Annotated in this window: 15 protein-coding genes; 12 read left to right on the top strand and 3 right to left on the bottom strand. The window is 71.1% G+C overall.

Annotated elements, in window-relative coordinates; genetic code table 11:
• Positions 1–432 precede the first annotated feature (432 nt).
• On the bottom strand, positions 433–1,596 hold the full coding sequence (gene aroC / locus POL67_RS51070) for a chorismate synthase (protein ID WP_271930026.1): 1,164 nt from the start codon (positions 1,594–1,596) through the stop codon (positions 433–435).
• A gap of 107 nt (positions 1,597–1,703) precedes the next feature.
• On the opposite strand from aroC, the gene POL67_RS51065 reads away from it, so the two are divergent.
• From POL67_RS51065 to POL67_RS51050, 4 genes are read left to right on the top strand one after another with little or no spacing between them, the layout of a single operon-like run.
• Positions 1,704–2,039 (top strand): DUF167 domain-containing protein, encoded by a 336-nt coding sequence (locus POL67_RS51065; RefSeq protein WP_271930025.1) that lies wholly within the window; start codon positions 1,704–1,706, stop codon positions 2,037–2,039.
• Positions 2,036–2,893 carry a diaminopimelate epimerase gene (dapF, locus tag POL67_RS51060; protein WP_271930023.1) on the top strand — a complete coding sequence of 286 codons (858 nt, stop codon included), beginning with the start codon at positions 2,036–2,038 and terminating at the stop codon, positions 2,891–2,893. The genes POL67_RS51065 and dapF overlap by 4 nt, the downstream gene beginning before the upstream one ends.
• Positions 2,890–4,686 carry a diguanylate cyclase domain-containing protein gene (locus tag POL67_RS51055; protein WP_271930020.1) on the top strand — a complete coding sequence of 599 codons (1,797 nt, stop codon included), beginning with the start codon at positions 2,890–2,892 and terminating at the stop codon, positions 4,684–4,686. Before dapF ends, POL67_RS51055 begins: the two co-directional genes overlap by 4 nt.
• A gap of 14 nt (positions 4,687–4,700) precedes the next feature.
• On the top strand, positions 4,701–6,107 hold the full coding sequence (locus tag POL67_RS51050; protein WP_271930017.1) for a DUF4388 domain-containing protein: 1,407 nt from the start codon (positions 4,701–4,703) through the stop codon (positions 6,105–6,107).
• A 6-nt stretch (positions 6,108–6,113) separates the two neighbouring features.
• Here POL67_RS51050 and POL67_RS51045 read toward each other — a convergent pair whose 3' ends face one another.
• Positions 6,114–7,019 (bottom strand): hypothetical protein, encoded by a 906-nt coding sequence (locus POL67_RS51045; protein ID WP_271930014.1) that lies wholly within the window; start codon positions 7,017–7,019, stop codon positions 6,114–6,116.
• Positions 7,020–7,080: 61 nt separating this feature from the next.
• On the opposite strand from POL67_RS51045, the gene POL67_RS51040 reads away from it, so the two are divergent.
• The 6 genes from POL67_RS51040 to POL67_RS51015 all read left to right on the top strand — a co-directional run bounded on the left by POL67_RS51040 (position 7,081) and on the right by POL67_RS51015 (position 13,437).
• Positions 7,081–8,712 carry a DUF1592 domain-containing protein gene (locus POL67_RS51040; RefSeq protein WP_271930012.1) on the top strand — a complete coding sequence of 544 codons (1,632 nt, stop codon included), beginning with the start codon at positions 7,081–7,083 and terminating at the stop codon, positions 8,710–8,712.
• The gene (locus POL67_RS51035; RefSeq protein ID WP_271930010.1) at positions 8,709–10,070 is read left to right on the top strand and encodes a DUF1552 domain-containing protein; all 1,362 of its coding nucleotides are present in this window, start codon (positions 8,709–8,711) and stop codon (positions 10,068–10,070) included. The genes POL67_RS51040 and POL67_RS51035 overlap by 4 nt, the downstream gene beginning before the upstream one ends.
• Positions 10,071–10,231: 161 nt before the next feature.
• Entirely contained in the window at positions 10,232–11,344 is a 1,113-nt protein-coding gene (gene ald / locus POL67_RS51030; protein WP_271930008.1) for an alanine dehydrogenase, read from the top strand.
• 21 nt (positions 11,345–11,365) lie between these two features.
• Positions 11,366–12,445 carry an isocitrate/isopropylmalate dehydrogenase family protein gene (locus tag POL67_RS51025; RefSeq protein WP_271930006.1) on the top strand — a complete coding sequence of 360 codons (1,080 nt, stop codon included), beginning with the start codon at positions 11,366–11,368 and terminating at the stop codon, positions 12,443–12,445.
• A 6-nt stretch (positions 12,446–12,451) separates the two neighbouring features.
• Positions 12,452–12,784 (top strand): putative quinol monooxygenase, encoded by a 333-nt coding sequence (locus POL67_RS51020; protein ID WP_271930003.1) that lies wholly within the window; start codon positions 12,452–12,454, stop codon positions 12,782–12,784.
• A gap of 59 nt (positions 12,785–12,843) precedes the next feature.
• Complete coding sequence (locus POL67_RS51015; RefSeq protein WP_271929999.1) at positions 12,844–13,437, top strand: Uma2 family endonuclease; 594 nt, start codon at positions 12,844–12,846, stop codon at positions 13,435–13,437.
• A gap of 4 nt (positions 13,438–13,441) precedes the next feature.
• Here the strand turns inward: POL67_RS51015 and POL67_RS51010 are convergent, their stop codons facing one another.
• Positions 13,442–14,068, bottom strand: a complete 627-nt coding sequence (locus tag POL67_RS51010) for a Uma2 family endonuclease (RefSeq protein ID WP_271929996.1) — start codon at positions 14,066–14,068, stop codon at positions 13,442–13,444.
• A 185-nt stretch (positions 14,069–14,253) separates the two neighbouring features.
• Here POL67_RS51010 and POL67_RS51005 point away from each other — a divergent pair, with 185 nt between their 5' ends.
• Together POL67_RS51005 and POL67_RS51000 are read left to right on the top strand one after the other, a co-directional pair.
• Complete coding sequence (locus POL67_RS51005) at positions 14,254–17,754, top strand: response regulator (protein WP_271929993.1); 3,501 nt, start codon at positions 14,254–14,256, stop codon at positions 17,752–17,754.
• Between the two features lie 369 nt (positions 17,755–18,123).
• A complete protein-coding gene (locus POL67_RS51000) occupies positions 18,124–20,406 on the top strand; it encodes a sulfatase-like hydrolase/transferase (RefSeq protein ID WP_271929991.1) in 2,283 nt (760 codons plus the stop codon).
• Positions 20,407–20,573 lie beyond the last annotated feature (167 nt).

The following is a 20,573-nucleotide window of genomic DNA, read 5'->3' as shown; positions in this document are numbered from 1 at the left end:
GACACCCCCTCCGCTCCGGTCCAGCACAGGACCATGCCTCCGCGGTTGGGGTGGGGTTGGACATGCGCAGAGATGGTGGAGGGCGAGCTTGGAGGTTGGTCTGCGAGGCGCAGAGATGGTGGAGGGCAAGCTTGGAGGTTGGTCTGCGGGGCGCAGAGATGGGCGAGGGTGACCTCGGGTACATGTCTGCGGGGCGCAGAGATGGTGGAGGGCAAGCTTGGAGGTGGGTCTGCGGGGCGCAGAGATGGTGGAGGGCAAGCTTGGAGGTGGGTCTGCGGGGCGCAGAGATGGGCGAGGGCAAGCTTGGAGGCTGGTCTGCGGGGCGCAGAGATGGGCGAGGGTGACCTCGGGTACATGTCTGCGGGGCGCAGAGATGGGCGAGGGCAAGCTCGAGGTCGGGTCAGGCCGGATGTTTCACGTGAAACGTCCTGGTCAGTACGCCGCGAGCTGCGCGCGGTAGGTCTCCACGTTGCGCCGAAGCTCCCCCAGGCTGTCGCCTCCAAACTTCTCCAGGACGGCGTCCGCCAGGGTGATGGCGACCATGGCCTCGCCGACGACGGAGGCGGCGGAGACGGCGCAGATGTCGCTGCGCTCGTGCGCGGCGTCGAACGGTTCCTTGGTGTGGACGTCGACGGAGGGGAGGGCTCGTCGGAGGGTGGCGATGGGCTTCATGGCGGCGCGGCAGATCAGGGGCATGCCGTTGGTGATGCCTCCTTCGAGGCCGCCGGCGCGGTTGGTGGGTCGGTCGAAGTGGTGGGCCGGGTCGTAGGTGATGGGGTCGTGGACCTGCGAGCCACGGAGGGTGGCGGCCGTGAAGCCGAGGCCAAGCTCGACGCCCTTGATGGCGTGGATGCTCATGAGGGCCTGGGCGAGGCGGCCGTCGAGCTTGCGGTCCCACTGGACGTGGCTGCCAAGGCCCGGCGGGAGTCCGGTGGCGATGACCTCGAAGACGCCGCCGAGGGTGTCGCCGGCGTGCGAGGCTTCGTGGATGGCCGTGCGCATGGCGGGCTCGGCGTCGGGGTCGACGCAGGCGAGGTCGGAGGCGCGGGCGCGGGCGCGGAGCTCGGAGAAGGGGAGGTCGGGGAGGGTGGCCGTGACCGAGCCGATGGAGACGACGTGGGCGAAGATGTCGATCTCGAGGAGGGCGAGGAGCTTGCGGCAGATGCCACCGACGGCGACGCGGGAGGCGGTCTCGCGGGCGCTGGCCCGTTCGAGGATGTCACGGAGGTCCTTGCGGTCGTACTTGAGGCCGCCCGCGAGGTCGGCGTGGCCGGGGCGGGGGCGGGTGAGGGGTTCGGGGGGCGCGGGGAAGGGGTCCGGGCCCATGCGGCCGGCCCAGTTGGCGTGGTCGCGGTTGTCGATGCGGAGGGCGATGGGGCCGCCCAGGGTCTCGCCACCCCGGACGCCGCCGACGAGCTGGGCCTGGTCCGTTTCGATTTTCATGCGCCCGCCACGGCCATACCCGCGTTGACGTCGTGCGAGGTCGTGATCGACGTCCTGGGAGAGGAGGGGCATCCCGGCCGGGATGCCTTCGACGATGGCCACCAGCGAAGGGCCGTGAGATTCACCCGCTGTCATCCAACGAAGTCGCGCCATGCCCCCACGCTAGTACAGGAAGGCAGGTCCCAAAAGGATCGGGCGAAAGTTCGAATTCAGGAACGGTATGGACGTCTCGGTTTGCGCTAGGATGCGCCCACCGCGCGATGTCGAAAGCAACGAACCAGATTCCCGGGGAATGGTCGCGCCTCGAGATGAGCGAGCGCGCCGGCGCCGTGCGCTTCTCCGTGCACGTGCGCCCGCGCTCGTCTCGCTGTTCGATCCTCGGGGTGCGCGAAGGAGCGCTCGACGTCGCGTTGACCGCGCCACCCGCCGAAGGAGCCGCAAACGAGGAGCTGCGCAAGCTCCTTTCACGCGTGCTCGAGGTGCGCCGCGCGGACGTGAACATTCTCGTGGGCACGAGCAGCCGCAGCAAGCTCTTGGAGATCAACGGGACGAGCTCGACCACGGTGCGCGAGCTCTTCAGCAAGGCGAAGCGATGAGCGGCACGCTCGCGTTCGAGAAGTGGGAAGGGCTCGGCAACGATTTTGTCGTCCTTGATGCAAGCTCGGAAGATGCGATCACGCCGGAGCAAGCACGCGCGCTCTGCGACAGGCACCGAGGCATCGGCGGCGACGGCGTGCTGCTCGTGATCGGCGGCGCGACGCCGCGCATGGTCGTGCTGAACGCCGACGGGTCGCGGCCGGAGATGTGCGGGAACGGGCTCCGGTGCGTGGCCGCGTTCCTCGCCGACCGAACGGGCGCCGAGGGGCTGTCGATGGTGATCGCCACGGACGCAGGGGACAAGCCGTGCGCCATCGAGCGAAGGCGCGAGGGTCTTTACGACGTGACCGTGGACATGGGTCACGCGAAGATGGGGCCGAGGCTCGACGTGGAGGCGGAAGGGCGGAAGCACGGGTTCACGACCGTCGATGTGGGCAATCCACACGCGATCACGTTCGAGCCATACGCCGAGGATGAAATCGACCGGGTGGGGCCGACGGTGGCGACAGCGCCGGCGGGAGGGATCAACGTGGAGTTCTGCCGGATGCTCGGGGAAGGGGCGCGGCCGCGGATCGCCGTGACGGTCTGGGAGCGCGGCGTGGGGCGGACGCTCGCCTGCGGGACGGGCGCGTGCGCCGTGGCGGCGGCGGCGTGTGAGCAAGGTCGGGCCCCGCGGGGCGCGCCGATCGAGGTGTTTCTGCCGGGCGGGCCGCTCGAGATCACGGTGGACGAAGCGCGGGCGCTGCGGATGAAAGGGCCGGCGCGGCGGGTGTTCCGTGGGACGTGGGAAACGAGCTTCGGGCTTGGCCCGGGCCACACGAGTCCTCCATCGTGGGCCGGGACCACGCCATGATGAACTCCATGCCCCCGATCCCCGCGTCCCGCCGCCGGCCGCTCGATCGGGGCGGCGCGCCCGCGCTGACCGTGCTCTGCATCGCGCAAGACGCCGCCATACGCGAGCTCGTCCCGCGCGTGCTGCGCTTCGACAAGGTGCTGGTGACGGCCGACTTCTCCGAGGCGTTCATGATGGCGACGGCCGAGATGCCGGACATCGCCTTCGTGGAGCTCGGGATCGGCGACGGCGCAGGCCTGAGCCTGGTGCACCACCTGAAGGCGCTCGTGGCGGACATCACCGTGGTGACGCTGGCGACGAAGAAGAACCTCGACGCCGCCGCGAGCGCACTCTCGCTCGGCGCGTCGGGTCTGCTCTTGATGCCGCTCTCGGGCGACGATGTCCTGAGCTCGGTCTGGGGGATCAAGCAACGGCTGGTCGAGCGCGCCGAGCGAGATCGATTGGAGCGCGCCGCCGCCGTGAGCGCACGCGCGACGGGATGGATCGCCCGCATCGCCGAGATCGCCGAAGCGGCGGACCGGACGAGCGCCGCGCGTGAGCTCGTGGAGATCCTCGTCGAGGTGACGGGCGCGAAGGGCGCCGCCGTGTATCTCGCGGGGGACACGCCGCAAGAGCTCGTGCTCGGCGCCGCGAGCCCCGGACTCGACAGCGCGCCCAAGGCCGGCACCGAAAAACACATCCTCGACACGTTCGCCACGCCGCGCCGGCTGCTCGCCGTGCCGCTCGGCTCGCGCAACGTCGCGGCGGGGTATGTGCTGCTCGATGAGGACAAGCCACGTGTCCCCGCACCGGCCGGCGCCGACCCGCCGATCGATGGGATCATCCGGCTGCTCGCGAACGTCGCCGCGACCGCGATCGCCATGCTCGGCGAGCGCGAGCGCGCGGCCCGCGGGGGCGCGGCCATCAAGGACCCGACGTCGAGCGCGTACTCGTTCGCCTATTACGTCGACGTGGCCGGTCGGGAGATCGGGCGCGCGCGCCGGTACAACCGGCGGTTCGCGATCGTGACCATGGTGTACGAGCCGATCCCCGGGCAGCCGGCGCTCTCCCCGCCCGAGTACGCCGACCGGCTGCTCGCCACGATCCACGACACGGATGTGCTCGCCCGCGTCGACGAGAACGAGTTCCACCTGCTGCTGCCCGAGACGAGTGGCCTCGGCGCGCACTCGGTCCGGCGTCGCATCGCGCGGCTCGGGAGCGGGGAGAAGTCGGCCACGAGCCGCGCGCTGCTCGTCGGCGCCGCGGCGTTCCCGACCGACGGGCAAGACCTCGGCAAGCTGCTCCGGGTCGCGCGCTTGCGTGCCGAGGCGAGCAAGACGTCGGTGGTGCACAGGCTCGATCCGGAGTCGAGCACGGTGCCGGACCTGCTCGAAATGCTGATCTGGGAGACGGTGAACGCGGCGCCCGCGCGGCAGACGTCGGCGGTGCGGCCGATCGAGCTGGCCGCGGCCGAAGCGCAGTCGCTCGCGCAGGCGGTGGTGGCCGACGCGCAGCGCGGCGGCGCGGCGACGATCGTGGTCGCGCACCACACGGACCTTTGCCTCGGCGCGGCCGTGCGCTCGGCGCTGGGGCACGACGCCGACAAGATCACGCTGCACGCGCTCGACCTGCGGAGCGTGCCGGGCTGCGAGCGGATCGAGGCGCTGGCGATCATCGCCGAACACGGGGCCTACGCGCTCGTGGCGCGCAACGACGACGGCTTGCTCCGGGGTGCGCACGCGGCCGATCCGCTGCTCGCCGACGTGCTGGCCGAGCGCCTCGGCCGGGCCGCGGGCGTCCGGGTGATTGGATAGGATAAGGGAGGGCCATGTCGCGACGCGTACTCCTCGTGGACTCCGATGTCGACGCGCTCGGCGCGCTCGCCTCCGCGCTGCGGGCCATGGGCCTCGCGGTGGCGAACGCGAACAGCGCGGAGAGCGCGCTCGAGCAGGCCTACCAGAGCCGCCCCGACGTGGTGCTCGTGCCGCGTGCCCCCGAGCGCGGCGGCAACGTGCGCGAGGTCTTCAAGGAGAGGCCCGAGTTCGCCGACATCCCGGTGCTCTTCCTCGTCGACAAGATGGTCGACGTCGACCTCGTGCAGGATGAGGTGATGCGGGTCGACGTCGACCAGATCGTCTCGCGCATCACGGAGGTGTCGCGGCGCGTGTCGCGTCCGCCGCTGCCGCAGGACATCCGCGGCGACCTGGAGCAGGTGCCGCTCGTGGACATGCTGCAGCTCCTGGCGATGAACCGCCGGACGGGGTCGCTGAGCATCACCACGGCGCGGGGCCCGGGTGAGGTGAAGCTCGCCGAGGGGCAGATCGTCGACGCGAGCTTCAGCCGTCGGACGGGGGAACGCGCGCTCTACCGGCTGCTCGCCGAGCGCCGCGGCCGTTTCGCCTTCTCGCCGGGCGACCCGCCGACCCAGCGCCGCATCCAGGCCTCCACGAACATGCTGCTGATGGAGGCGATGCGGCAGGTCGACGAGCTCAACGAGCGTCGCGCGAGCCTCTCGCCCGAGGGCGAGGTGTTTGCGCTCTCGGACCTGGCGAGCCTCTCGGGGCTGCTCGACGGCCCGGAGTCGATGCCGGACCCGGAGTCGATGCGGGGTCGGATCTTCGAGCTCTTGCAGATGCCGCGCAGCATCGACGAGCTGCTCGACGAGATCGACGGTCCGGACCTCGAAATCCTGGACGCGCTCGGGCAGCTCAAGAAGAGCGGCAAGGTCAAGACGATCCCGCTCGCCACGCTGACGACGCCGCTGGCGACGCCGGAGCAGATCCCGGTGCTGCGCTCGCTGGCGACGCGGCTCGTGCGCCCCGGCTTCTCGGTGCCGCCGCGGCTGCTCTTGGCGACGAGCCCGCAACGGCTGGGGGTGCTCGCGTACTCGATGCGTCGGATCACGGACGTGGTGATGGCGCCGGAGCCGACGTCGCGGGCGCCGCTGACGCGCTCGCTCGGGACGCTGCGTCTCGGCGAGGGCGTGGAGGTCGCGGTGATCGGGCTGCCGACGGACGAGACGATGGCGCCGACGTGGGCGCTCTCCTTGCCGGGGACGGCGGCGGTGGTGCGGGTGGGCGAAGCGGAACGAGCGGCGCTCGAAGCGCATTGCGAGGCGGGGGAGGTGATGCTGCTCGAAGCGGATAAGCTGATCGGGCAGTTCGACGCGACGATCCCGGCGGAGCTGGCGGCGCTCTTGCGGGCAGCGCTGGAGGCGGCGGCGGGGGCGGGGTAACGCGGCTCAGGGCATACAAAGCCGAACCGTCGACCCATAAAGCCCCGCCCCTCCATCCACCATCACGCGATACACATGCTCGTTCGTCCCCGCTGGGCACGAGCATCCCCCGGTCCACGGATTGCCCACGCGGCACGTCGGCTCCACGTCGTCCACCTGGAATGCGCCTCCGAACGTTCGCAGCGGCGCCTCCTTGTTGCCGCAAAGCACCACCACCGACCCTCCCTCCGCGCCGTTGCACGGCAGCCGGATGATCGAGCGCAGCCCGATGGCCTCGTCGAATCCCGCGGGGCACACGCAGGCCCCGCCGGCCATTGGGTTTCCCACGCGGCAACGCGCGGTCGAGCCGCACCATCCGTCGAGATCGTCGACCTGGTACGCTCCGCCGAAATCGCTGTCCGGCGATAACGTGGGCGTCACGCAGAGCTGCAACGTCGTCGCCGATCGCATCGGCACGCCGGGGCAGTCGCTTTGCACCAGAAGCGGCAGCGCGGACGCCGGGCTCGGGCAGCCGCATGCGCCCGTCTGCGCGTTTGCCGTGCCGCACCCCGGGCACTCCGGCGGGAAGGTTTCGAACGCGCCGTAGAGGTTCAGGCAATCGGCGGGGTTTTCCACGAGCGTGCCATTGCAGTCGTAGGCGCAGGTCCCGTTCAGGCAGACGCCGCCCGCCCCGCAGGCGTTGTTGCACGCGCCGCAATGCGACGCGTTGTCCTCGAGGTGGACGCATTTGCCATTGCACGTGGTCTCGGTCGAGAAACAACCGTGCCCGCCTTCGTTCGAGCCTCCGCTGCCGCCGCCGGCGCTTCCTCCCCCGCCGCCGCCCTCGTCGCCGCTCCCACCGCTCGCACAAGCCGTGAGCAGGAGCGCAAACACAAGATTCGAGGCGGAGTGGAAAATTCGCAGCGTCGACACGGACCGATCGTATCACAATCGCGCTTGTAGCGACTCCCTGGAGTCTTGTAACTTCAAGCGCATGCGACAGGCATTCGCGCCTTTGCTATGCGCGCTCGTGGGCCTCGCGAGTTGCGTGGGCATGATCGGGGACTCGGGCGACGAGAGGGCCGCCGCCGCGGCGTTCGCGCCCGCCGAGCCGACGCTGCATCGCCTCACGCGGCCGCAGATCCAGAACGCCTGGCTCGATCTCTTCGGCAAACCGCTCACGATGCCCGCGGATTTGCCGGTCGACGACGTGCTCTACGGCTTCTCGTCGATCTCCGCCGCCCGCAGCACCATCGCCCCCGTCGACGCCGAGAAATACGAGAACGCGACGTACGCGCTGCTCGATCAAATCTTCGCCGATCCGGCCCGGCGCGACGCGCTCGTCGGTTGCCCCGTGACGGCCGTGGGCGAGCCGTGCGTCAAGGACTTCGTCGCCTCGTTCACCACGCGTGCCTGGCGCAGGCCCGTCTCCGAGGAGGAGGTCACGTCGTTGCACGTGCTCTCGGCGAAGGTCGCGACCGACCTCGAAGACGAGGCGCAGGGCCTCAAGTTCGCGCTCGCCGCGGTCTTGCTCTCGCCGCATTTCTTGTTCCGCGTCGAGGTCGGCGAGCCGGGCGACGAGGGGTATCGCTACACGGGCTGGGAGATGGCGAGCCGCCTCTCGTTCCTGCTGCTCGACGCGCCCCCCGACGATACGCTTCGCGAGGCCGCACGGCGCGGTGAGCTCGCGACGGCCGAGGGCGTGCAGGCCCAGGCATCGCGATTGCTCGACGATCCCCGCGCGCGCGTCACGCTCACGCGGTTTTTCCGCGACTTCATGAACATCGGCAAGCTCGACGCGCTCGACAAGCAGCCGGACAAATTCCCCCAGCTCTCGGCCACGCTCGGGCCCTCGATGCGCATCGAGATGGAGCGCATGTTCGAGAACAACGTCTTCGAAAAAGAGGGCGATTTCCGGGACATGTTCACGACACGCGACACGTACGTCAACGAGGACCTGGCGCGCGTGTATGGCATCGAGGGCATCACGGGGCCGGAATGGACGCCCGTCACGTTGCCCGACGACGGCCGGCGCGCAGGCATTCTGACGACGCCGGGGTTCCTCGCGCTGAACGCGCACAAGACGCAGACGTCGCCGACCCACCGCGGGCGCTTCGTCCGGCTCAACATGTTCTGCCAGGACATCCCGCCACCCCCGCCCGGAATCAACACCACGCTGCCCGAGGCCGAGCCGGGCAAGCCCACCACGCTGCGGCAGCGGCTCGACGAGCACCGGACGAATCCGGAATGCGCAGGCTGCCACGAGCAGATGGATCCGATCGGCTTCGCCTTCGAGAAGTACGACGCGATCGGCGTGTACCGCGAGACCGACGAGAATGGCCTGACGGTCGATTCGACCACGGTGGTCGACGGCCATCCCGTCGCCGGGCCGATCGACATGGCGGAGCTCGCCGCCTCGCTCCCGGAAGTCGGCGCCTGCATCGCGCGGCGGTTTTACGAGCACGCCGGCGCGCACCTCGCCGGCAAGGGGGACAAGAACAGCGTCGAGGAGCTCGTCGCCGATTTCGTGGCGAGCGATTACCGGTTCAAGGACCTCGTCCTCGGCCTCGTGACCAACGACGGATATCGCTACGCCAGCAAGCCCTCGCAGGAGGTGAAGCCGTGAGCGCACGCAAAATCGAACGTCCCTCCCGTCGCCTGTTCCTGCGCGGACTGCTCGGCGGCGCCGCCGTCGCTGTGGGCCTGCCGATCTTCGAGATGATGCTGAACGGGAACGGCGACGCCTTCGCCGACGGTGAAGACATCCCGACCCGCTTCGGCCTCTGGTTCTTCGGCAATGGCGTCCACCTGCCCACGTGGACCCCGCCCACCGTGGGGCCCGATTGGACCGTGCCCGAGGACTTCGGCCTCGCCCCGCTGCTGCCGTACAAGGAATATGTCAGCGTGATCAGCGGGCTCTCGGTGATGACGCCGCGGCACCCGCATCATTCGGGGATGTCCGCCGTTTGCTCGGGCGGGCCGCACCTCAAGATCGACGACGTGCGCGACACGATCGTGTCGACGATGAAGTACCCGAGCATCGATCAGGTCGCCGCGCAATACTTCCAGTCCCTCGCGCCGAACCCGTACAAATCGCTCGAAGTCGCCGTGACGCGTTTCCGCGGCACCGACGAGGGCACGTCGTTCCAGCACCTCTCGCACAACGGCAGCAAGAGCGGTGAGACGAACGTCAATCCGTCGGAGGAATCGCCGCACGCGTTCTTCGATCGCCTGTTCAACAAGGGCGCGGGCTCGCCGCAAGTGGACCGCGCGCGCGGGAGCGTGCTCGACGCCGTGAGCGGGCAGATCAAGACGCTCCAGGGGCGGCTCGGCGCGAAGGACAAACAGCGGCTCGAACAGCACCTCACGAGCATCTCGGAGATCGAGTCCCGGCTGAACCTGCCCATTGGCGAGTGCAACAAGCCCGACGATCCGGGCGTGTTCCCCGATCTCGCCTCGAACGAACAGATCGCCGAGAAAAACAAGGCCGTGAGCGATCTCGTGGCCCTCGCCCTCTCCTGCGGGCTCACGCGATCGTTTTCGATCCAGTACTCGACCTGCGGTTCGGGCGCGGTCTTCTGGATGGTCGGCGCGACCGACGGGCAGCATTACATGAACCACACCGAGCCCGCGCCCTACACGAAACAAAAGGACGCCGTGCGGTTCACCATGGGCCAGCTCGCCTATTTCCTCGATCGGCTGAAGAACACGCCCGACGCGACCGGCAACCTGCTCGACCACAGCTCGATTTTCGTCTGCACCGAGCACACCGAAGGCTGGACCCACGCGCAGGACGATCTGCCCATGCTCCTCTGTGGCAAGGGCGGCGGCCGATTGCGTGGCAACGTCCACTACCGTCAGGAGGGCGGGAGTGCGAGCCGCGCGCTCATGACCGCGCTCCGGGGAGCCGGCCTGCCGCTCACGGAGTTCGGTTACGAGGAAGCGCACACGAAGGAGCGGATCGCGGAGCTCGAGACGGCGTGATCCTGACGCGGCGCTTCCGCGCAGCGCGCTAAATCCCTGGAAAGTCGCCACGATCGCCGCATCGCGTCGTTCGCGGAACTGGATCCACGTGCCGTTCCTTCTGCTATGGTCGCGCGCGCCATCGCGGCGCCGAAGCGTCGACCAAGTCGGGAGGAGACATCGTGCTCATCGGAGTTCCGAAGGAGATCAAGACCAGGGAGTATCGCGTCGGGATGACCCCGGCGGGCGTTCGCGCCTTCGTGGGCCGCGGACACAAGGTGCTCGTCCAGCAAGGGGCCGGCGAAGGCAGCGGCATCAAGGACGAGGCCTACGTGCGCGCAGGCGCGACGATGGTCCCGACCGCCGCCGACGCCTGGGGCGCCGAGATGGTCGTGAAGGTGAAGGAGCCGCTCGCCGCCGAGTACGGCTTCTTCCGGAAAGACCTCATCGTCTACACGTACCTGCACCTCGCGGCCGAGCCCGAGCTCACGAAGAAGCTCGCCGAGACGGGTGTCGCGGGCGTGGCGTACGAGACGATCGAGCTCGCCGATGGCTCGCTGCCGTTGCTCCGGCCGATGAGCGAGGTGGCCGGCCGCATGTCCGCGCAGGTCGGCGCGGCGTGCTTGCAGAAGGAGCGCGGCGGCAAGGGCGTCCTGCTCGGCGGCGTGCCCGGCACGCGGCGCGGGCGCGTGGTGATCCTCGGCGGCGGCGTCGTCGGCAAGAACGCCGCGACGATCGCGGTCGGCATGGGTGCGCAGGTGACCGTGCTCGACGTGCGCGGCCAGACGATGGAGTACCTCGAGGACGTGTTCGGCGGGGCGATCGAGACGCTCTACTCGAACGCGGACAACATCGAGGCGTGCGTGCAGCGCGCGGACCTCGTGATCGGCGCGGTGCTCGTGACGGGCGCGAAGGCGCCGAAGCTCGTGACCGAGAAGCTCATCTCCGAGATGGAGAAGGGCAGCGTGGTGGTCGACGTGGCCGTGGATCAGGGCGGCTGCATCGAGACGTGCCGGCCGACGACGCACGACAACCCCACCTACGAGGTGCACGGCGTCGTGCACTACTGCGTGGCGAACATGCCGGGCGCCGTGAGCCACACGAGCACGTGGGCGCTGACGAACACGACGCTGCAGTACGGCCTTGCGATCGCGGACAAGGGTGTGGCGGCGGCGGCGCGCGCGGATCGCGCGGTCTTGCTCGGCGTGAACACGTTCGGCGGCGCGGTGACGTACGGGCCGGTCGCGCAGGCGCACAACCTCGAGTACGTGCCGGTCGAGCGGGCGCTCGGCTGAGCTGAACTGAAAGGGAGAGCCGTGGGATCGCAGCGCAAGAAGATCGCCATCATCGGGGGAGACGGGATCGGGCCGAGCGTCACGCACGAGGCGAAGCTCCTGCTCGAGATCTACCGAGACAAGGCGGGCTTGCCGCTCGATCTCTGGGAGCTCGACCTGGGCGCCGATCGCTACCTGCGCGACGGCGTGACGTTTCCGAAGGAGATCCAGATCGCGGTGCAACGCGAGTGCGCCGCGGTCCTGCTCGGCGCGCTGGGAGACCCGCGCGTGCCTGGCCTGGAGCACGCGCGGGACATCCTCTTCGGGATGCGCTTCGGCTTCGACCTCTACGCGAACGTGCGGCCCGTGAAGGCGCTCTCCGATCGCCTGGTGCCGCTCAAGGGTCGAGGCGCGAAGGACGTGGACATGGTGGTGTTCCGCGAGAACACCGAGGGCGTCTACGTCGGCATGGGCGGGCAGTTCAAGCGAGGCACGCCCGACGAGGTCGCGATCAACGAGGACCTCAACACGCGCAAGGGCGTCGAGCGGATCGTGCGCGCGGCGTTCGACTTTGCGAAGCGCACGGGCAAGAAGCGCGTGTGCATGGCGGACAAGTCGAACGCGATGCGGCACGCGCACGAGCTCTGGCTGCGCGTGTTCGACGAGGTGCGGCGCGAGTACCCGGAGATCGAGTCGCGGCACCTTTACGTGGACGCGCTCTGCCTGCTCATGATCCAGGACCCGTCGCAGTTCGAGGTGCTGGTGATGAACAACCTCTTCGGCGACATCGTGACGGACCTCGGCGCAGCGCTGCAAGGCGGCCTCGGGATGGCGGCGAGCGCGAACGTGCACGCGTCCGACCCGACGCGTGTGGCGATGTTCGAGCCAGTGCACGGCTCGGCGCCGCCGCTCGCGGGCAAGGACATCGCGAACCCGTTCGCGGCGCTGCTGACGGTGGGCATGATGCTCACGCACCTCGGATGGCCGGACGAGGAGAAGCGAATCGAGCGAGCGGTGTCGGAGGCGATCGAGGAGAAGGCGTGCACCGTGGACGTGGGCGGCACGCTGGGCACACGCGCCGCGGCGGCGTGGGTGCGGGAGCGGGTGGCGAAGGAGCTGTAGGGCCGGATGAGCGGTCGCGGGCCGGGATTCGTGGTGCTGTATCGGTGGAGGCTTCACCCGGGGAGGGAGGAAGCGTTCATCGAGGCCTGGTCGCGGATCACGGCGCACTATCTGGAGAAGGGCTCGCTCGGGTCGCGGCTGCACCGCGGATCGGACGGGCTCTTCTACGGATACGCGCAATGGCCGAGCGACGCGGCGAGGCAGCAGGCGTTCGCCGAGGCGGGAGATCCGGCCGACGCGGAGCAGATGCGGAGCGCGGTGGCGGAGCGGTTTCCGGAGATCCGGCTGGAGTCGGTCTCGGACTATCTGGTGCTGCCGGGGGCGGGCGAGACGGGGTGAGGGTCGGGCGCGACGGCGGATCCCTGGGCAGGGGTCCATCGATGCGGTAAGAACGTGCCATGGGGCACCCGGCGGAGAAGCTGCATCCGGCGACGTACGCGGACCTCGAAGCGGTCCCGCCGCATCAGGTCGCCGAGCTGATCCAGGGCACGCTGTACGTGTTTCCCCGGCCTGCGCCGAGGCATGCGTCGGCGCACTCGTCGCTCGGGATGCAGCTTGGTCCCCCGTTCCGGTTCGGTGAGGGTGGTCCCGGCGGCTGGTGGATCCTCAACGAACCCGAGCTGCACCTCGGCGGCGACACCCTCGTCCCGGACCTCGCCGGCTGGCGCGTCGAGCGGATGCCCGAACTGCCCGAGACCCCGTACTTCCCCCTCGCGCCCGACTGGGTCTGCGAGGTGGCAAGCCCCTCCACGGCGGCGATCGACCGGGCGAAGAAGATGCCGGTGTACGCTCGGGAAGGCGTCCAGCACCTCTGGATCGTGGACCCGATCGAGCGCCTGCTCGAAGTATTCGCCCTCACCCCCGAGGGCTGGCTCCTGCGCGGTGTGCACCACGACGACGCCAAGGTCCGCGCCGTGCCCTTCGATGCGATCGAGCTTGATCTTTCCAAGCTTTGGAACAAGCCCGCGCCGCCGGCTGGCTCGTCGACGTAGCGCTTCAGCCCTCGCCGCTCTCCTCCTCTTCCTCGTCGCCTTCCGCCATGGCTTCGTCGACCGTCTTCCAGAGGTCGGCGAGCTCGAGTTCGAGCGGTTCACAGCCGGGCACGGCCACGCGTTCGGTCGAGGCTTGCATCGCGATCGTGTATCGCCCGTCCGCGCCGAGCTCCAGGACCTCGATGAGCCGCGCCTCGGGGTCGACGAGCCAGTACCAGCGCACGCCGAAGCGCGCGTAATCGCCGAGCTTCTCGGCGCGATCTCGCCGCACGTCGCGCGCGCGCCGGGAGATCACTTCCACGACGATGAGCGGGGGGATGCGCGAGAGCGAGGCCTGCCAGCTCATCTTGGTGCGCGGCGCGTACACCGTCACGTCAGGCTTGCGGCCGCGGCGCGCGGACACGCCCAGCTTGTGGTCCGAGCCAAAGACGCGCCCACCGCGCTCCTTGGCCCAGGTCATGAGTGCGTAGGACACCCAGCTCACGATGAGCTCGTGCAGATTCGTCGGCACCTCTTCCTCCACCAGTACGCCGTCGACGAGCTCGCCCGGCTCGTCGTCATCCATGTCGGCCCACTGCTCGAGCGTCATCGGTTCCGGCTGAAGCACGTCTGCCATCGCGATCGCCATCATGCGACGCAGCATACCTCGGCGCGTAAGATACGGCTCCACAAACCCAACTTCGCCAGGAGCGCCGAACGGTTGCGCAAAATCGACCGCCGATCGCGATCCAGCCCCCCCGCAGGCGTCGCCACAAATTGGAGCTGCCGCGCCGACCCGTGATACGGCCCGAACCGATGGGCGCGCAAGCTACCGCGTTGGACCGAACTGAAGGCGGCCGTCCCGAGGCCATGGGCGTCATCACGCTCGAGGGCATCGCTCCGCCCTCCACGCCCGAGCGGCGGGCCGAGGCGCCCAAGGACGCTCGGCCCGCGTCGTCCCCCGAGCGCCTCGGCGGCGTCCGGGCCGATTTCGTGGCCACCCTCGGCCGTCGGGTCGTCGAGCTCCGTACCGCTGTCGCCAAGCTCGCCGAAGAGCCAGCTTCCCCGGCGCGACGCGACGATCTGCGCCGCCGCGTGCATGCCCTCGCCGCCGCCGCGAGGCTGCTCCGCTTCAACAAGCTCGCCGAGGAGCTGAAGTCCGGGGAGGCCCTCGTCGACCGTGTCGCCGAGCGCGGCAAGCTCACGGACGACGAGTGGAAGGCGCTGCGAAGCCTGCTCGATCGGCTGCCCGAGCTCGCGTGGGGCGAGGCCTCGCTCGTCACGCCCGAGCGTGAGCCCGCGCCGCGATCGGCGAGCAGCGGCCCGCGCACCTTGCCCTCGGCGGAGAGGTCCGCCGACAAGCCCGTGAGCGCGGCCGCGCCGGGGATTCCGCAGACCGTCTTGTTCGTCGGCCCCGAGCGGCTCGCCGAGGCCCTCGCGAAGGATCACGCCGAGGGGGCTGCTTCGTTCTTCGAGGTCGAGCGCACCGAGGACCTCGTGGCCGCGCCCGATCTCGCGCGCGCGCTCGCGCCGGACGTCGTCGTGATCGACGCGGACAAGCCCGGCGCGCGGGAGCTCGTCGCCTCCTTGCTCGCCGATCCGCTCATCGAGGGGGTGCCGATCCTCCTCTTCGGCCGCTTCTCCCGGCCCGACGACGCTGCGCTCTACGCGGCGCTCGGCGTCGCGCGCACCTTGCCCAAGCCCGTCTCGCCGGACGCCCTGCGGAAGGCCTGCGCCGAGGTGGCCGCGAGTTACGTGCGTCGCGAGATCGCCCGCGCGCCGATCGGTGAGGTCACGCTGGACGATCTCGGCGCGCGCCTCGCCGAGGAGCTGCGTCGTGGCCTCTGCGACGCGGCCGACGCGCGCGCCCGTGGCACGCGGATCGAGCTCGGCGAGGGCAGCCAGGTGCTCGCCGCGCTCTGGGGCGCGGTCGCGCGGATCCGGGACCTCGTCACCATCGAGTCGCAAGGCAAGGTGCGGTTTTCGCCGAGCGGGCCGGAGGGCGCGCTCCCGTTCGCGCCGTGGCTCGGTGGCCCCGAGCAGTCGGGCAAGGCGACGCGCGTGCGGGCGCTCGGCGAGGCCCGCGGCGCGCGCGTGCCCACGCTCGATCGCCTCCGCGTGGTCGTGGCCGACGACGACGCCGCCGTCACCTGGTTCCTCGCCGGCGTCCTGCGCGCCGCGGGCGCCACCGTGTACGAGGCCCACGACGGCGAGCGCGCCTTCGAGCTCGCGTGCGAGGTCGCGCCCGACCTCGTCGTCAGCGACATCGTCATGCCCGGCCTCGACGGTTTTGCCCTTTGCCGCGCGCTCAAGCGTGACTTCGCGCTCCGCGACGTCCCCGTCGTGCTCCTCTCCTGGAAAGAGGACCTCCTCCAGCGCGTGCGCGAGCTCGGCGCCGGCGCGGACGGCTACCTCCGCAAGGAGGCGAGCGCTTCGGCGATCGTCCAGCGCCTCTGCGAGATCCTGCGCCCCCGCCTGCGCGTCGCCGAGCGCCTCGCGCAAGGCGGCGAGGTTCGCGGCCGCGTCGACGGCCTCACGCCCCGCACCCTGCTCGCGCTCGCCTGTGCGCACCGGCCCGCCTCCACGCTCACCGTGCGGGATGCGCTCTACCTCTACGAAGTCGAGATCCGCGAAGGCCGCCCCGTGCGGGCCACGCGCACCACGGCCGACGGCTCCTTCGAGCGTGGCCCCGGTGTGCTCGCGCGCCTCCTCGGCCTCGGCGCCGGCCGCTTCGTCGTCGCGCCCGTCGACGACGACGCCGCGCGTGTCTCCGGTGCGCGTCCCGACCTCGAAGGCTCGCTCGCCGAGCAGCTCGTCGCGCCGATCGCCTCGGCCCGCGCCGCGCAACGCCTGCTCTCGGGCGCCTCGCTCATGACCGTCGAGCGTGTCGAGATCGACCTCGACCTCCTCGGCCCCGCCGAGCACGCGACCCCCGAGCCCTTGCGCTCGCTCCTGCGCTCGATCGCGGCCGGCGCCTCGCCCCGCGCGCTCGTCGCGAACGGCAAGGCTGCCGCGCACCTCGTCGAGGACGTCCTTTGCGACGCGGCGGCCCATGGCGCGATCACCGCCGTCGTCGGCGAGGCCGGCGCGGATCTGCTCACGCCTGCCGTGCACCGCGAGTCCGAGCGGCTCCGCGGCGTGCGCCGTCCGCCGCCGCCGGCGCTCATCCCGGCGCTCGCCGACATCCTGCCCGAGCCTGCGCCGAGCACGCCGGAGCCGATCTCCGCGATCATCGACCGCTCGGCCACGCCCGGCCCGGTCCTCGCCCGCGAGGAGGTCTCGCCGGCCCCGTCGATCCTTTCGCTCCAGCCGGACGAGGTCCTCTCGGTCGAGGTCGGCTCGGTCCTCGACCTCGCGCACATGCCCACCGAGGAGCCGACGCTCGACGTACTGCGGCAGTTGATTGCGGTGAAGCAGCCCTCGCCCACGCCGGGCCCGGTCGCCCCGCGCAAGGTCGAGCGCCTGTCCGTGCCTGTGCTCACGCCCGCGCCCGTGGCCGTGGCCGCCCCGGCGCCGCTCTTCGCGCCAGCGGTCATCACCGCGCCCGCCGCCGCGCCCGCGCCCGCGCCCATGGCTGCGCCCGCCGCCGCGCCCGCCGCCGCGCCCGCGCCGCGTGCTTCGACCCTCCCGTCGGCGCGGCCCATTCCGACGTCGCTCGGCACCCTCGTCCCCCCGCCGGTCGAGGATCTCCCGCCGCCTCCGCGTTCCGCGTTGCCTTCGGCCCACGCGCCCGGCGCTCGCACCCTCGATCCCGACGTCGAGAGCCGCCCGAGCCGCTTCCGCCGCAACGAAAAGGTCAGCCGCGACGGGGCGCCGCCCTCTCGCCGCGAGGGCAGCTCGCGCACCCGCGTCAGCGCCTGGATCCTCTTCGCCGTCGCCGGCACCGTCTTCGCCGTTGGCAGCCGCCTCGCGCACCAGCGCGTCGCCCCGGCGCCCGCGCCCGCGGCGCTCCCGACCGTCACCGCGGAAGGCCTGCCCGCGGCCGCACCCGCGCCCGAGCCCACGCCCGAGCCTGCCGCGGCCGCGACGACCCCCCGCGACCGGCGCGAGGGCGACACCGCCGACTTCCCCGTCATGCCCCAGGATCTCCCTCTCCGCGCCGAGGACAAGGTCCCCGCGGGCCAGGGTCTCCTCGAGGTCGTGGCCGGGCCGAGTGATTCGATTTTCGTCGACGGCCAGCTCATCGGGACCGGGCCGATCGTCCAGTCGAAGCTCGCCCCCAAGAAGGACCCGTACGAGATCCGCGTCCGCCTCCGCGGCGAGGAGCGCGTCCGGTTCGCCCTCGTCAAGGAAGGACGCTTGACGCGCCTGCGCATCGCGCCCCCCTGGTCGCGGTAAGGCTCCGCTTCCAGCACGGCAACTCGCTCGCGAAGCCGCTCCGTACCTTACGCCTCGCCTCCGCGACCGTCGCGAAGCCACCTCGTCGCCGCCTCGACGGCATCGCGACCGTCGTGAAGCGACCTCGTCGCCGCTTCGACGGCATCCCGACCCCCGCGAAGCGATCCCCTCGCCCTCTCGACGGCATCCCGGCCCTCGAACACCTCCCCCGTAGCTCCACCGACGCCGTCGCGGCGCCCGCGGCGGGCGCACGCGCGTCACGAGGCACCTTCGCGGCGGTCGCGAAGCCCCTTCTTGGTGACCTCGCTCCTACGTCTTCCCCCCACAAGCCCGCTTGACGCGCCTCCGCATCGCGCCACCCTGGTCGCGTTGACGCCTTCCGCCCCGATCGTCCTCTCGTCCCTCCTCGCCGTCGCCCTCGGCGTGAGCGCCTGTAGCTCCGGCAAACGCCAGGAGCAGGGGACCCCCGCGCCCACCACCAGCGCCGCCGCCCTGCAGCCGCCTGCGCCCGCCCGCATCGTCGCCGACCTCGTCGACCAGCTCCCCGGCTGCGACCTCGAACATCGCGGCCTGCTCCTCGACACCGGCACCGATGCCATGGTCGGCCGCTTCGCCTGGACCGGCGTCGCCCCGAGGGGCATCGATCCCATCGAGCACGACGCTTCCACCTGGATGCGCATCTCGAACCGCACCCTGCGCGTCACCTTCGTCCTGCCGGAAGCGAGCCCCATCTTCGTCGCCGCTCGCTCCATGGGCCTCGGCGCCCGCGCCGCCACCGTCTCCCTCGACGACCAGCCCCTCGGCACCCTCAACTTCCAGCGCAGCCAGATCCGCATCGCCACCACCGGGGCCACCTCGCTCCCCGTCGACCCCGGCCCCCACACCCTCACCTTCCGCTTCATGGGCCGCGCCAAGAGCGGCGATCCCCTCGTCGACCTCGACTGGATCCGCATCGGCGTCCCCGACGAGAGCACCGCCACCTACGGCCCGCCCACCCTCCGGGACGTCATCCTCCGCGAGGCCGCGCTCTCCGGCGTTCCGCACCGCTCGATCGCCCTCCGCGGCCCCGGCGCCGTCCGCTGCACCCTCCGCCTCCCGCCCGGCGCTCGCCTCCGCACCTCCGTCGGCGTCCTCGGCCCCGGTGAGGCCGACGCCCGCGTGCGCCTCCTTCGGGACGGCCAGAAGCCCGTCGACGTCCTCACCCAGCACCTCACCGGCGGCGACAAGGCGACCTGGACCGACGTCGACCTCCCGCTCGACCCCCAGGGCGGCCCCCTCGCCACGCTGGAGCTCCGCGCCGAGGGCACGCCCCAGGGCGCCCGTGTCCTTTTCGGCGATCCGGTCCTCGTCCTGCCTGCGGCGCCTCCGCCGGCCACCGCCAAGGCCCGCGCCGTCGTCGTCGTCGTCATGAACGGCCTCGACCGCGACAGCCTCCCGCCGTGGCACGCGGGCCCCACGCCGCTGCTCCCGACCCTCTCCGAGCTCGCGCTCACGGCGACCACCTTCCATCGCCACCGCGCCCCGACCACCTTCCCGGGCAGCGTCGTTGGCTCCCTGCTGACGGCCATGCCGCCGCGGGCGCATACCCTCACCGATTTCGGCGCGCGCATGCCGGCCTCGAACACCACGCTCGGCGCCGTCGCCCACGACGCCAGCATTCGCGCGGCCATGTTCACCGGCGTCCCGGCCACCTTCAAATCCTTCGGGTTCGGCGAGGGCTGGGAGCATTTCGCCGAATATCCCCCCTACGGCAACGACCCGGCGACCGCGCCCCTCGACGCCGCCGCCACCTGGCTCACCGACGTCCTCCGCCAATCGCCCGAGGCGCGCCTCCTCCTCGTCGTGCACGCCCGCGGCGGACATCCGCCCTGGGACGTCTCGCCGAAGGAGCAAGCGCAGCTCCCGCCGAGCTCCTACACCGGCGTCATCGAGCCACGCCGCGGGGCGCAGCAGCTCGCGACCTTGCGGAAAAAGAAGGACAAGAAGGACGCCCTCTCCGCGCAGGACCAGGAGCGGATCCGCGCCCTCGAAGGCGCCGCCATGGCCGCGCAGGACCGCGCCCTCGGTGGCCTCGTGACCGCTCTCAAGACCGCTGGCGTCTGGGAGAGCACCGTCTTCGTCGTCACGGGCGACGTCGCGGCCGGCGCCGGCGCGCTTTACGCCGAGGGCGACGGCCTCGCCGAGCCCCACCTCTCCCTGCCGCTCTACGTTCGCTTCCCGGACGCCCGGTACGGCGGCGCCCACGTCAACCTCCCCACCGAGATGTGGGACCTCAGCCAGACGACGCTCTCCGCGCTCGGCATCTCCTTCTCCCGCCCGGGCCTCGGCCGCGACCTCTCCGCCGTCGCCTCGGGCCTCGAAGACTCCTCCTTCGAGCCGCAGATCGCCACGCTCGACGACCGCTTCTCGGCCCGCTGGGGCGAGCTCATCATGACGGGCCGCTACGACGCCGCGCCGTTCCTTTGCGACCTCGAGCTCGACCCGACCTGCGCCTTCAACCGCCGCGAAACCCTTCCGCTCGCGGCGCAGGCGCTCTTCCGCCGGATCATGGCGCGCGATCAGGCGACCCGCGCGGGCCTGCAGAGGCGGGAGCCGGCGACGATCGACCCGGACACGGCGGCGGCGCTGCGCGTGTGGGGGACGATCGAGTGATGGAGGTAAGGTCGCGGAGTCGTGGCCGACGTTCTGATTGACGGTGAAGCCAAGACCGCCCATGATGCCCCAAGCTATGGCGCGTCCGATCGAGCCGACTCCGCCCCTTTCCGGCGAGGATGCCGAGGAGCTCCTCGCGTCTCTGGAAGAGGTGGCCTCCCCGGAGG

The sequence above is a fragment of the Polyangium mundeleinium genome (assembly GCF_028369105.1).
In the GTDB taxonomy this organism is placed as follows: domain Bacteria; phylum Myxococcota_A; class Polyangia; order Polyangiales; family Polyangiaceae; genus Polyangium; species Polyangium mundeleinium.
The sequence above is the reverse complement of the archived record's forward strand: the minus strand, read 5'-3'. Positions and strand labels throughout refer to the sequence as shown.